We start from the raw sequence: 13626 nt of genomic DNA on the forward strand, positions 1-13626 counted from the left end.
AAGCTAAGGGAGAAAAAGGAGATTACAGTACAAAACGTGTAAAATTTAACTCTAATCGCTTTAGTTAACTTGACGTTACATACTTGTAAATTTTGCCGCCCACTTATATATATCCTGTGCGGTTAATCAATCTTCCTTTAAAAATATTTCTAGTCAGGATTTCAGTCCTGATTTTGTATCACGTAGCGTCTTGTAAAAAGGACTAAAGTCCTCTCTAAAAGCCAAAGGTTTCATTATGGGTACTTATGATGACGCACTTCAATCACAGTATGTACATTGCCGCGAGGGGTAAAATCTGCTTTCACAATGACTTCCAACGGATCGCAAGCAGCTACAAAATCATCTAAAATTTGATTGGCAGATTCTTCGTGGGAAATGTAGCGATCGCGGTAACTATTAATATAAAGTTTGAGTGCCTTTAATTCCACTACCCGTTCATCAGGCACATAGCTAACATAAATTGTCGCAAAGTCAGGATAACCGGAAAATGGACATTTACAAGTAAATTCCGGCAAAGTAATGTTAATGTCATATCGCCTACCCACACGCGGATTGGGAAAGGTAATTAGTTTACCTTCGGCAATGTCGCGTTCACCATACTTCATTTCTTGGTTTGTCATTTGTCATTTGTCATTTGTCATTAGTTATTCTACTTATCTTTACGTCCTTTTAGTAATTTTGTAGCTTGTTAACTCCAAACTCCTAACTCCAAACTCCTAACTACCAACTCCCCCTCAATACTCTTCCTTCTCCCAGTCTGGACAATTCTCATCTTCGCACCCGTGGGGATGCATAGCACAAACTAATAAATTACCACCATAAACTTGACCGTGGTAATGACTACAACCAATACAGGCAGGATTTTTTTCAGATGTAGGTTCAACTGAATAAGGAAAACCCGGATCTACATCTGCTACCATGTCTTCCAGTTCCCAGTAAGCTTCTAACATCGGTTCAGCCAAATCCTGTAGATACTGATCGACTTCAGTAACAATATTATTATGTACTTGCTCGCTGACTTCTTCCGTTAGCTCAAAAAATGCGTCTACCACTTCACTCATTCCCAGGAAGAAGCGCTCTACTTCATCAGCTACTGTTTCGACGATTTCTACTAAATCTTTTTGCCACTGTTCCATAAACTTGACACCTTTGCAGGCTATAAACAGGACGCTTTGTGCTATCTGGCTTGACGCACTAAAATACACACTAGGCAATGTATCTTATCAAGTTTTTATCCAAAGTGTCATGTCAAAATGCCACTTATTAGTTATATTTATTGCGCTCAAAGAATGAATGCTTTTTATCGATCGCGTTGCAATCGTTTTAACTCATCTTGCAGTTTTAGCACTTCATCGCGCAATTTATCTACATTCTCATCATTTGACGCCTCTTTGACCGTTGGCTCTTCATCTTCCTCTAAAATTTCAATGCGGCGAGGTTGAGAAGGGGGCGTTTCTGGTGAGGTTTCAACAGATGGTTGGGCTTGTTGGGCTTGCTTCATCATGTCCTCAACGAAGCGGCGGGCTTCTTCTGTGTTCATTTCGCCCTTTGCCACCATTTCATCTGCCAGTTTTTGGACTTGCGATCGCACTTCGGCTAATTTTCCCCCTGCTTTCTCACCCGCGTAAGAAGCTAATCCAACACCGAGGTAAAAAGCTTTTTGAACAATATCTCCAAAACCAGGCATGGTTGCTGACCGCTCCTAAAAATAGGGCGACCCGGAGACTACGCCTACCACAAGCCTCCCGTGTTGCTGCTACCTTCCGGTTCTGACAAGATTTGGGTGTTGCGATCGCATAGATCCAGGTCTTATATAAACATAACATGAAAATTCAGTAAGTGTGTGTCATTCCATAACAATTCGCCATTCATAAAGCTGATAGTTGACGCAACCGTGTTTTACCAAGGGGTCATCAGCTACAATCGCTTCTGCTTCTTCCTTTGAGGCTGCCTCAAACAGTAACATTCCGCCTCTTTGCTCTACCCAATAGCCTGTTCGCGCTTTGTGTCCTTTAGTAATTAATTCCCGAATGTAGGCTTTGTGAGCAGGTACATATTGGTCAAAGGTAGGTTTATCGACTTTCCCTTCTTCAATTTTTACAAACCACGGCATTGGCTTCTTAACTCCAGTTACAACAGACAGCTTACGTAAAGTACCCAGTGCTGATTCAGAGTATCAAATACAATAAATTTTAAGTGAAGTGCGCTATAGCTTTAGCCTAACGCACCGCTATATCTGTAATATCCTTTGAGCGTTTGCCGTTCAATACTCAACAGCAATGATTGATTTCATAATCCAAAATCTCAAATCCAAAATCTAAAATTGAATGAGCCGTTTTTTTGTTGCCCTCCTACCACCGCAAGATATTCAAGACTACGCCAACGAGATTAAGCAGTATTTTGCCTCACGCTATGCTAGTAGCGGGGCGCTAAAGTCTCCGCCTCATATTACCCTGCAACCGCCCTTTGAATGGACAGATGCTAACTTGCCACTATTAGAAGCATCCTTGAAACAGTTTGCCGATGGACAACAGCCAGTAGCAATTACACTTAAAGGGTTTGATGCTTTTGTACCTCGTGTCATATACATTAATGTCGTCAAAAGTCAAGGACTTTTAAATTTGCAAGCTGATTTAATGGCTTATACAGAAAGCAACTTGGGAATTGTTGATAAAGTTTCAAAAACCCGCCCTTTTTCCCCCCATTTAACGGTTGCATTTCGGGATTTAACAAAGCAGAATTTTAAAGCTGCTTGGCCAGAATTTGAAAATCGTCAGTTGCATTTTGAGTTTACTGCTGACAAATTAACCTTGCTGCTTCACGACGGGAAGCGCTGGAATATTAAACGAGAGTTTGCTTTTTTCTCTGGTAGTAATTGAGCTTGCAACTGATAATTCAGCCAATGTGGGTAGAATTTGGGATTCTAATTTATCGAATAGGTAATTCAATTACAAACTCGGTACCCTCTCCTTGTGTTGAATGGCAATTTAGCTTCCCGTGATGATTGTTAACTACAATTTGGTAAGCAATAGATAAACCTAGTCCTGTTCCTTTACCAATGACTTTTGTAGTGTAAAAAGCATCGAATATCTTTGTCCGGTTTGCTTCACTGATTCCTGAGCCATTGTCTGCTATTTTGAGAATAACTCGCTCTCCAATTGCTTCAGTTTTAATCCAAATCATCCCAATATGTCGAAAGTTTTCATCAAAATATTGATTGTTTTGGATTTCTTCAATTGCATCGATACTATTACCAATCAAATTCATAAAAACCTGATTTAGTTCGCCTAGATAGCACTCAACAAGTGGTAATTCTCCATATTCTTTGATTAATTTAATTGCTGGACGATGACCATTTGCTTTAAGTCGATGTCCAAGAATGAGTAGTGTAGTTTCTAAACCTTCATGGAGGTTAGCCAGTTTTTTACCTGCTTCTCCGTGTCGAGAGAATTTATTCAACGATGACACAATTTCTGTAACGCGATCTGTACCCAGTTGCATAGATTGAATAATTTTGGATAAATCATTTAACAAATAATTGATATCTTTTGTTTTAATAGCATTTTGAATTTCATCTGGGGGATCGGGTAGATACTTCTGATATAGTTCGAGTAAATTAACAACCTCTTGGAAATACTCTTCAATAAAATTCAAGTTACCAGCGATAAAATTTATGGGATTATTTACTTCATGGGCAATTCCTGCTGTCATTTGACCCAAGGTTGCGACCTTTTCTGCTTGAATCAGTTGGGTTTGAATCTGTTGTAATTCGGCGTTTTTGTCAATCAAGGTTTTCGTCAAATTTTTCAGATTCAGTTGATGTTCTATTCGCACCAAGACCTCTTCATACTGAAAAGGTTTAGTAATATAATCTACGGCGCCTAATTGCAATCCTTTAACCTTGTCAGCAGTATCTGAAAGAGCAGTCATAAAAATGATCGGAATATCCCGGACACGAGGATTGCTTTCACTTTTGAGGTATTTACAAGTTTCAAATCCATCGATACCCGGCATCATGATATCAAGCAAGATTAAATCAGGTAAATTATCATTATCTAATCTCTGAATGGCTTTTTCACCACTGCGCGCTGCCCAAACTTCAAAGCTAGACTGATCCAAAAAGCTCGATAAAACTTGTAAGTTAGCAGGGTTATCGTCCACGACTAAAATAATTCCTCTGCTCGGATCGCTATTTAGGGAATTTTTTTGATCGCCTATAGTTACTGTCATAAAATTTCTATCCTATATTGATTCACGTTGCTTCTTTGCAAAACGCTAAAAAAGAACACTCCTAATTCCAAATTCACGCGATAAAATCCCCATAAATAAATTTAGGGAAATTAATCCTTTGAGTTTTCGCTCAAAAAGTTAAGGATTAAATCTTCGTCAAACTGCCTCGCTAGTTGCCGCAATTGGTTAGCAAAGGGAGCGAATTTTGCGTCTGTTTCCTCTAGTTTATCTGCCCATTTTAAAATGTCATTAAAGTTACCTTTACTGGCTAAATTCATCAGTTCCTGCAAGACATCGGGGGAAGGAGGAGTTAATTTATCTGGTGTATCAAGTGTTGTAGGCAAAGAATTAATTTTTTGTTCCTCAGATTGCTGGTAAATCCATGTCAAACCTAAATTGCACTCTAATTGATGCAGTAATTCATTTGCCTGTACAGGTTTGCTCAAAAAGGTGTCACCTCCTGCTTGCAGACTGCGATGTTGGTCGGCTTCAAAGACACTAGCAGAAGAGACAATAATCTTGACATCGTGGATATCTGGGGTATGACGTAGGTGTTTAATCAATTCAAACCCATCCATTTCTGGCATCAGCAAATCTGTAATCACTAGGTCTGGTTTCAAGGCGATCGCTTTTTCTAAACCTTCTTTACCGTTGCTGGCTTCAACCACCTTGAAACCCAATGGTTGCAGTAAATTTGTAATTACTGTGCGATTCTCCCAGCGATCGTCCACCATCAAGATGGTGCGGGGACTACCTGCAAAGCCCATGATTTGTCCTTTGGATACAGCCATCGCAGACTGTACCCATTCGCTGGCTTGGGCGATCGCAATTTCAAACCAGAAAGTACTACCCTGACCGATCTCACTTTTAACCTGGATATCGCTACCCATCATCTGCACCAACTGCCGAGTAATAGCTAAACCCAGCCCCGTCCCTTCTATCTGATGCTTTTTTGCACCTACTTGTTCAAATGGCAAAAAAATGCTGCCTAATTGAGTTGGAGTTATGCCAATTCCTGTATCTTTTACACTAAAGTGAATGCGATATTTCTCTGTCTGTTCATCAGCAGTCAGTCGATCGATTACCTCAACCTCGAAGCTAACTTTACCCTCATCGGTAAATTTAATGGCATTTCCTAGCAGATTCAAAAGAACCTGACGTAACCTTTTGACATCGACATGAACCCCTGTGGGTAAGTTGCTTGTGGGTTCATAGACAAACAAAATGCCTTTTTGTTCTGCCCGAATCTGGCAAATTTCGACAATACCCTGTAAAAAAGACGGAAAATGCACATCTTGAGGATTCAGTTCTAGTTTTCGCGCTTCAATTTTGGAAAGATCCAAAATGTCATTAATTAAAGTCAGTAGATGAGAGCCACACTGTTCAATAATGTTTACATGATATTGCTCTGACTCTGGCAAAGCTTTGGAACGCAGCAAAATTTGAGCGCAACCCAAAATACCATTCAAGGGCGTTCGCAGTTCATGGCTCATGTTGGCTAAAAATTCGCTCTTAGCCCGGTTTGCGGTATCAGCCGCTGCTTTAGATTTTTTCAGTTGAGCTTGTTCAAAAGCTTGTACCTGCCACAAGACAGTGACGATAATCGCTGTCAATCCGCCCACAATTAGGGCGATCAGATCGAGGAATTGTAGCCGAGATTCAATGTTTTGGCGCGGAATTACCAAAGCCACAGACCAATTAGCTTCTCGCAACGGCACATAAGCAACATACTTTTTAGTGCCGTCAATTTCCATCAACTGAATTCCCTGTTGTTTTTTTACCATCTGCTGCGCGATCGCATTTAAATTCCGATCTGGAATTTTCAGCAGGCTGGGTGCAGGTTTTTCTAACGTTGACATTAAGGTTGAGTTGGGATAGACGATCGCTTCTCCTTGGGAATTGAGAGCGAATGCATAGCTGTTCTTGCCGTAGCGCAACGAGTTAACCACCTTTGCAATGCGATCGACTTTAACATTGCCGTGGAAAACCCCAATCGGTGAACGATTGGTAGGAGAATCAGACCAGATTGGAGTGGCGATCGCAATTAAAGGAATACCTGTGGAACGGCTGATAAAGGGATCGGAAATGTTGCTTTTTCCCGCTAATGCTTTTTGAAAGTAGTTTCGATCCTTAATATTCTTATTTGACCGACCAATCTTAGTATTAAAATACGAACCATCCGGGGTAACTATTTGGAAAAAGAAAAATTCATCGATCCGCTCAACTTCTGACTTTAAATAAGGTTCTGCTATAGACCAGTTTAAGGAGCGTACAGTTGAAGTATGAGCAAGGGTTTGTACCTCGACTTTGCGAATATGTAACCACTCCTCAATTTCATCAACTCCTCTCTGTACCTCTAAAAAAGCTTTTCCTCTCAAGTCTTGTAGCGTTATTTTCCGAGCAGCTTGATAGCTAAAATAAGCAGAAATACTCACAAGAAGAGTAGTGCCGCCAAGAATAAATCGGATCAGTAAATTGCGTGAAGAATACATTTTAATGTCAGATGGGCTGGAATTGCCTTTGATCGCAGGGTTCACCCTCTAAATAATGGGTTTGATAAGCAAAAAAAAGGGCTATATTTAGATTGCCCAAAAAATTATTAATAATCGCAGCTATGATTGTTACCCATCGCTGCGATTGTCAATACCCTAAACTTTGCTAACCATTCTTTAAAGACCTGTATTGCGAAGTACGTATAGGCTTACCATCAGGTAATATCAATTCTGTATGAAGATGCGCTAAACCATCTTTAAGTAGAAGAAAGAAGAAAGAAAAATGAACCGCAAACGACGCAAATAATACAAAGAAATAAAGAAAGTAAAGAAATAAGTTAAAATGGTTTGGCGCAGCCTTAAAAAAAATGGTATAAATTCAAAAAATATATTTTACAGAAAATATAATAATCAACTTTATCGTTATATTATTTTGATAAACTAGATAATATTACTGAGATTTAAATTTTATAAAATGGTCAATTTTTATCTAGTAAAATAGGTATTTAAAATTAAAAGTTTTGGATGATTGGGTAATCTCAACTAAATGTAGGTGAAAGCCAGTAGTCGCAATCTAGGTGACAGTGGTAGCGATTAAATAACTGCCAACTCTATGCAAAATTAATGTGAAAGAGGTTATCAAATCTCATTAACAAGCTACAGTATATACCTATAGCATAAGAACAAATTAGGTAATATTTGCCTTTTGACTAATGACTCAAGTAGATATTCTGATCCTTTCAAATGGCCCAGGTGAAGTAACAACCTGGGTGCGTCCAGTAGTAAAGGCGTTGCGGCAAGAACTAGGGGATGACCGTTCTGTAGTGAGAATTTCTGTGGTATTATCGCCTTGCTCAAATGCCAGTGGTAAAGAAGCAGCGATCACTCTTTCTTACCCCGAAGTAGATAGAGTTCAGGGAGCAGAACATTTTTGGCAATTTTTGCTTTGGGGCAAAACATTTGAAAATTGGGATTGGAGAAGTCGCGGTGTTATCGTTTTTTTGGGCGGCGATCAAATTTTTCCAGTGATTATAGGCAAAAAGCTCGGATACCGCACAGTTGTTTACGCCGAATGGGAAGCCAGATGGCATAACTGGATCGATCGCTTTGGCGTGATGAAACCTGAAGTAGCAGCCAAAGTCCCAGCAAAATATGCTCACAAATTCACTGTTGTCGGTGATTTGATGCTAGAAGCTAGTAGTCATTCGTCATTAGTCATTGGTCATTTGTCCTTAGCAAACGACAAAGGACAAATGACTAATGACATAGATGCGTCAGCGACTTACCACAGCGTAGAACAAGAGACTGAATTGATTGGGTTACTCCCTGGTTCAAAAGCAGCAAAATTAGCCCAAGGAGTACCATTATGTTTAGCTATTGCCGAATACATTCATGCAAAAAGACCGCAAATCAGATTTGTGATTCCTGTAGCCCCAACTTTGGATTTACCAACTTTAGCTAGTTTTGCCAATCCCCAAAAGAACTCTATTGCTGAAATCTTTGGCTTTGGCGGTGCTTCCTTAATTATCCCAGAGGATGCTCAAGGCAAGGCATTGCTCAAAACTGCAACGGGCTTAACTGTGGAACTGTGGCAAGAAAATCCTGCATATCACCTATTATCCCAGTGCTGTATCTGCTTGACTACGGTGGGTGCAAACACTGCTGAACTTGGTGCTTTAGGAGTGCCAATGATTGTTTTACTGCCAACGCAGCAACTTGATGCCATGCGTTCTTGGGATGGTTTACCTGGATTGTTGGCAAATCTGCCAGTAGTCGGTACGCTATGCACTAAGGTGATTAATTGGTCATTTCTGAGATTTGTGAGACGTAAAGGTTTATTAGCATGGCCAAATATCTGGGCACAAGAAGAGATAGTCCCAGAAATTATGGGTAAAGTTCAACCACAAGATATTGGAGAAATGGTTTTAGATTTTTTGGCGAATCCAGAAAAATTGGATAATATGCGCGCTAAACTCCGTAATATTCGCGGTGAAAGCGGTGCAGCGCAGAAGATAGCACAGATTGTTGGTGAAGAAATTGGGAAGTAGGAACAGTTCGGCAGAATTTAATTGGAATTTTTAATAGTGAAACTTAGACAAAAATTAAGCCCAAATGTAGCCCAAACTGGCTTTATAAGTAACAAACACATCACGATAAATGGTCAACCAATCAAAAAATCGAAAAGGTATAACCGCAATTAATCTGAAGATTCGCCATTGCGTCGTCCCAATTCAAAAATGCCACAACTAATACACGCAAGTATACCTAAGCTGATTCCCCAACTAGGCCCTAAACTGAGTTCCACACCCCAGTTAACTAAAGCGCCAACTACCAAAAAAGGCACAATGCTAAACAGTGAGGCGTAGAAAGCATTTTGGGATTCTCTGGCTTTACGAGTCTTTTCAAATTCTGACTGGCTGGTGTAGAGCGATCGCTCGGCAAAGTTAAACCAGCGATTGAGTTGCTCGATTACCCATTCATTGACTCTGGAAAAACCTAGATATAGCGCCAATGACCACAAACTCGCTCCAGCGATCGCGATCGTGTCTAATTCAAAACGGAAAGGTAAAATTTCAGTCAGCATTGCTTAGGTGAGTCCTGCAAAGGGTTAACTTTAGCTGTCAGTAGATGCTAAATAAACCTCTTGTGCAATTTTAAGCATAAAAGCTAACAAGATTTCAACTACTTGACAACTTCCCGCTTTTTAGCTTGAAGCAAACCTAATTTACGGATTGCTGGGTAAATGATCGGGGTCGATGCCAAGAGAACGTAAATGCTGTGCAAACTTTTCTGCTTTTTCTTCTGCCGTTAAATACCGATTTCCTTGTTCGTCATACCAAGATAGAAATTCCTGACCAATTCCACCAATAACACCTTGATGTCGTCCAATTCCTAAACCAACCTCTGGCATCCAATGAGGTTCGCCAATTTGTAATTGATAATTTTTATCTACCAATTTGTAAATTTCAAATGGTTGATGTCGATCGCGTTGCCAATATTCGGGGTTGTAAATAATGTAGTAAAGTACGCCAAGTTTCCGATAAATTTCTAACTTTTCGTCGTATTCACTTCCTGGGAAATGGGATACCATCTCCAATGTTAGTATTGGTACTACCTCATTTTCTTCCCAGACAGCGTAACTTCTACGCGATTTACCACCTTTTTTGCGATCGACTCCCAAACTCAAAAACCCATCTGGTACTATGGGGACTCTAGCATTAGCCCCTGTCGTGTGGTAGATTGCCATGTCTACGCCGAAAAACCAATCGGTGCGCGTTGCCCAAATCGAGGTTAATAGGAACAGTAGAATGTTGGGCAGAAAATTTTGATCCTCATTATCCACAGGTATATCGTCCGAGCAGGCTAGTTCGTCAGTGCTTGGAAGCCCAACGACTTTAAGGTTTTCTGACAGCATGACTATTACCGCGGTGGCTTCGGTTTCTTTGATTATCTTTGATTATAGGTAAATTCAACTTGCTAAGGGTGTAGGGAAGGAACGCATTCTAATAGCGTTCTCCACCCCAGCTAAAAGCAACTTGCAGGCAACTCTTTTGCTTATGCAATATGTCAGAAGTGTTTTTCGCTGTAATCTATGCCAGGAACCGGACTTGAACCGGTGACACGAGGATTTTCAGTCCTCTGCTCTACCAACTGAGCTATCCCGGCTGGGGCTTTTGTGAGCCACGATTAATCAATGTAGCAAAGATAAAAGAATATAGCAAGTCTTTGGAGAAAAATAGTTATGCAGGTTTCAAACTGAACTTAAACCAGATGAAAACGGCTACAAATAGGAGAAACTGGACAAGAACAATACTTGGCCCAGAAGCAAGGTTGAAAATACCTGAGACAACGATGCCAACAATGCTGCTGATGGAACCAACTATTACCGACATGACTAGAAAGCGGCTAAAGTGGTGACTCATCAGTTTGGCGGTGGAGGCGGGAATGACCAAAAAGGCGTTCACCAGTAAAACACCAACAGCTTTAATCGCCACAGCAACGGCGAGTGAAAGCAAGACCACAAAAGCGTAGCGGTACAATTGGACGGGAACGCCTTGAACTTGGGCAACATCGGGGTTAAGGGTCAATAAAATTTGCTGTCGCAGAGTTGATAGTAAAAATATGCTACCTCCCACAAGGACTAGCAGCGTCAAAATCAAATCTGTGGTGTCGATCGCTAGAATATCCCCGAACAGTACAGCCATCAAGTTGCCACGATATCCTTTAATTTGGCTCGTGAGAATTAAACCGATCGCTAATGCCCCAGATAGCACGATGCTAAGTATGCTATCGCTAGCTAAGTCGGTTTTGTCGATAAAGTAGAGGACAATAACCCCAAAAACTAAGGTAAAAGGTAACAGCATCCAAGTAGGATTTATTTGTAGCAGCACACCTAACGCTACACCTACCAATGCTGCATGACCAACCGCGTGGCTGAAAAATGACAACTGGCGCAAGGTGACAAAACTACCCAACATCCCGCCAAGTATTCCCATCAAGGCAGCACCCATAAATGCACGCTGTATTGAGGCAAGTTGTAACAACTCTAGCAAGTCATTACTACTAGCGATCGCAAGCCAAGTTATCTGACAATCATTGAATAAATTTATAATTACTGGCATAATTCATTCTTTAATTACGAATTACGAATTACGAATTACGAATTCTTTTAATGTTGGTGCTGGTAGCGGCTGAAACCTGGGCCATAGGTTGCTAACAGGTTTTGCGGTGAAAGGGCAATTTCTGGCTTACCAGTACAAACAATGCTTTGGTTTAGGCAAAGCACGCGATCGCAATGCCGATTTACCATATCAATATCGTGAGAAACTTGTAATACTGTCCAACCTTCCTCTCGCTTTAATTCATTTAGCAAAGCGTAAAAATCTGCTGCACCTTGCACATCAACACCAGCAAAGGCTTCATCTAGTACCAAGAGTTTCCGAGGCATTACCAAACAATAAGCCAATAAAACCCGCTTCAGTTGACCGCCACTAAGAGTACCAATAGCTTGATGCTGTAAATGATAAGCATCAGTTCGCCGTAAAGCTTCTGTTACTGCTGCCGATTTTTCTCGGTCTTGTTTCCACAGCTTGGAGAAAAATGAATTTTTTCTTTTGCCTTCCTTAGTCCATCCCAGTCCAACTAATTCGCTGACAGAAATAGGAAAGCTGCGGTCAAAAATAAAGTTTTGTGGCATATAGCCCAACGTGTGGCGTAAATGCCCCAATCTGGAAATTGGACGACCCAAGATTTCAATCGTCCCAGCACTTCGAGGGATCAAATCTAAAACCGCTTTTACCAGGGTACTTTTACCAGCACCATTGGGGCCAACAATGGCTGTATCTGTTCCTGGTAATAATTCAAAGGAAATATCTCGAACAGCTAGATAGCTGCCTTGATAAACAGTTAATCCTTCTACTTTCAAAATAGGAATGTCATTAGTCATTGGTCATTGGTCATTGGTCACTTGTTCTGAGCGTAGTAGTTAGTGCAACCTCTTGTAGAGAAGTATTGGTCATTAGTCATTTGCAAATGACAAAGGACAAATGACAAATGACAAATCTATTGACATGATGTTTCCAAAGTTTGCAAATTAGCTTTCATTGCCTTGAAATAATGCTGCGGATCTGTTTCGCCAGTTTCTAGAGAATCTAGAGTACGCAAATTTAATTTCAAGTCTTTAGAGAGGCTGTTCAGCAGTTTATTATCTACTCCTGGTTCGCTAAATAAAGCTTTAACTTTGTATTTTTTTACAGCGTTGACGGCATTTTGGACATCTGTTGGTGAAAGTTGATCTTCGGGAATTTGTACCACTGCAACTTGCTTGAGGTTATAGCGTTTAGCTAAATATGGAAATGCATCATGAAAGGTAATAAAGGTGCAAGTGGGATTTTTCTGCAAAGTCTGCTGAAATTCACTGTTTAAACTTTCTAATTCTTTAATATAAGCTGTAGCATTTGCTTCGTAAGTAGCTTTGTTCCTCGGATCGGCAGTAATTAATCCGTCTCGAATATTTGTTACCTGCTGTTTTGCTAAAACTGGATCTAACCAAACGTGAGGATTACCTTGACTATGTTCGTGGTCTTTTTCATCTGACGTAGTTTTTACAACAGGTGAAATTTCATTTAAGGGTTTAATACCAATACTTGCATCAATTTCAGTTAATTTGGGATTTTGGGCATTTTTGACAGTACCTTCCAAAAATTCCTCTAAGCCTAAACCATTTTTCACTAACACCTTAGCAGTAGCGATCGCTTTGACATTTCCTGGTGTCGCTTGGTATTCATGTACCTCCGTACCAGGTGGTACTAGAATTTCTACATCTGCGACATCCCCAGCTACTGCCTTAGTAAACAAATATATCGGCAAAAATGTCGCTACTATTTTAGTTTTTCCCAGCTGCGCCTGTGGGATAGAAGCAGCTTCTTGTGCTTGTGGTAACTGTTCGGAAGTTGTTCCCTGATTTGGATTCGATTGGCTACACCCAGTAGCCATCGACAACATTAGCAGAGCAATTATAGGCAAGATGCCGCTTCTTTGCCTACCTGTTCTAATTTCTCTGCAATTCACAATCACGATATTTCTCCTCAAAACGGATGCTTGCTCTACCTTTGTCATCATCGCTATTGACAATGGCAAGTATTCTAAACTTTATACTATAATAATTCTCATTCTCATTTTAAGTACATAATATCATTCTGGGTTTGCTGTGTAATGAGTAACAACAAAACTTTTTCAGACGGTACAGCCCTCTCCAATTTAGTTTTCCCTAAATAATTAGGATTTCTTGACTTTTTTTGTTAAAAAGTTTCCTGACTTCTGATAAGATTGCTGACAAATATTCTCATAAAATACACGTTTAAAAAACGTGGTTTGGGTGTGAGTTGGAGATCGGTGTGAGGAG

13 protein-coding genes, 1 tRNA gene and 1 other RNA gene are annotated in these 13626 nt (G+C 40.3%); 2 read left to right on the forward strand and 13 right to left on the reverse strand.

The features are described from left to right. Nucleotides 1-233 precede the first annotated feature (233 nt). From queF to RMY64_RS18380, 5 genes are all read right to left on the reverse strand, one after another. On the reverse strand, nucleotides 234-620 hold the full coding sequence (gene queF, locus RMY64_RS18360) for a preQ(1) synthase (RefSeq protein ID WP_322674279.1): 387 nt from the start codon (nucleotides 618-620) through the stop codon (nucleotides 234-236). Nucleotides 621-734: 114 nt separating this feature from the next. Then, complete coding sequence (locus RMY64_RS18365) at nucleotides 735-1136, reverse strand: hypothetical protein (protein ID WP_194046692.1); 402 nt, start codon at nucleotides 1134-1136, stop codon at nucleotides 735-737. Nucleotides 1137-1300: 164 nt separating this feature from the next. Then, nucleotides 1301-1687: a phasin family protein gene (locus RMY64_RS18370; protein ID WP_289795595.1), complete on the reverse strand. Its 387-nt coding sequence runs from the start codon at nucleotides 1685-1687 to the stop codon at nucleotides 1301-1303. 25 nt (nucleotides 1688-1712) lie between these two features. Then, an RNA gene (gene ffs, locus RMY64_RS18375) (signal recognition particle sRNA small type) lies at nucleotides 1713-1809 on the reverse strand. A 37-nt stretch (nucleotides 1810-1846) separates the two neighbouring features. After that, the gene (locus RMY64_RS18380; RefSeq protein ID WP_289795594.1) at nucleotides 1847-2113 is read right to left on the reverse strand and encodes a YciI family protein; all 267 of its coding nucleotides are present in this window, start codon (nucleotides 2111-2113) and stop codon (nucleotides 1847-1849) included. 214 nt (nucleotides 2114-2327) lie between these two features. On the opposite strand from RMY64_RS18380, the gene RMY64_RS18385 reads away from it, so the two are divergent. Continuing rightward, complete coding sequence (locus tag RMY64_RS18385; RefSeq protein WP_322700792.1) at nucleotides 2328-2879, forward strand: 2'-5' RNA ligase family protein; 552 nt, start codon at nucleotides 2328-2330, stop codon at nucleotides 2877-2879. Between the two features lie 49 nt (nucleotides 2880-2928). Here RMY64_RS18385 and RMY64_RS18390 read toward each other — a convergent pair whose 3' ends face one another. Together RMY64_RS18390 and RMY64_RS18395 are read right to left on the reverse strand one after the other, a co-directional pair. Further along, nucleotides 2929-4230, reverse strand: coding sequence for a response regulator (locus RMY64_RS18390; RefSeq protein ID WP_322674282.1), 1302 nt, complete (start codon nucleotides 4228-4230; stop codon nucleotides 2929-2931). Between the two features lie 110 nt (nucleotides 4231-4340). After that, complete coding sequence (locus RMY64_RS18395) at nucleotides 4341-6722, reverse strand: hybrid sensor histidine kinase/response regulator (RefSeq protein ID WP_322700793.1); 2382 nt, start codon at nucleotides 6720-6722, stop codon at nucleotides 4341-4343. 713 nt (nucleotides 6723-7435) lie between these two features. Between RMY64_RS18395 and RMY64_RS18400 the strand changes: the two genes are divergently transcribed. Next, a complete protein-coding gene (locus tag RMY64_RS18400) occupies nucleotides 7436-8770 on the forward strand; it encodes a lipid-A-disaccharide synthase (protein ID WP_322700794.1) in 1335 nt (444 codons plus the stop codon). A gap of 149 nt (nucleotides 8771-8919) precedes the next feature. On the opposite strand, the gene RMY64_RS18405 is transcribed toward RMY64_RS18400, so the two are convergent. The 6 genes from RMY64_RS18405 to RMY64_RS18430 all read right to left on the reverse strand — a co-directional run bounded on the left by RMY64_RS18405 (nucleotide 8920) and on the right by RMY64_RS18430 (nucleotide 13226). Further along, a complete protein-coding gene (locus RMY64_RS18405) occupies nucleotides 8920-9306 on the reverse strand; it encodes a hypothetical protein (protein WP_322674286.1) in 387 nt (128 codons plus the stop codon). Between the two features lie 141 nt (nucleotides 9307-9447). Then, a complete protein-coding gene (locus tag RMY64_RS18410) occupies nucleotides 9448-10137 on the reverse strand; it encodes a Uma2 family endonuclease (protein WP_322674287.1) in 690 nt (229 codons plus the stop codon). Nucleotides 10138-10315: 178 nt separating this feature from the next. Beyond that, a tRNA-Phe gene (locus tag RMY64_RS18415) sits at nucleotides 10316-10388 on the reverse strand. Nucleotides 10389-10462: 74 nt separating this feature from the next. Further along, complete coding sequence (locus RMY64_RS18420; RefSeq protein WP_322700795.1) at nucleotides 10463-11344, reverse strand: metal ABC transporter permease; 882 nt, start codon at nucleotides 11342-11344, stop codon at nucleotides 10463-10465. 47 nt (nucleotides 11345-11391) lie between these two features. Then, nucleotides 11392-12168, reverse strand: a complete 777-nt coding sequence (locus RMY64_RS18425; protein ID WP_322700796.1) for a metal ABC transporter ATP-binding protein — start codon at nucleotides 12166-12168, stop codon at nucleotides 11392-11394. 116 nt (nucleotides 12169-12284) lie between these two features. Further along, nucleotides 12285-13226 carry a metal ABC transporter substrate-binding protein gene (locus tag RMY64_RS18430; RefSeq protein WP_416212153.1) on the reverse strand — a complete coding sequence of 314 codons (942 nt, stop codon included), beginning with the start codon at nucleotides 13224-13226 and terminating at the stop codon, nucleotides 12285-12287. Nucleotides 13227-13626: the final 400 nt, after the last annotated feature.

It is taken from the genome of Nostoc sp. DedQUE08, from assembly GCF_034530895.1.
GTDB lineage: Bacteria > Cyanobacteriota > Cyanobacteriia > Cyanobacteriales > Nostocaceae > Nostoc.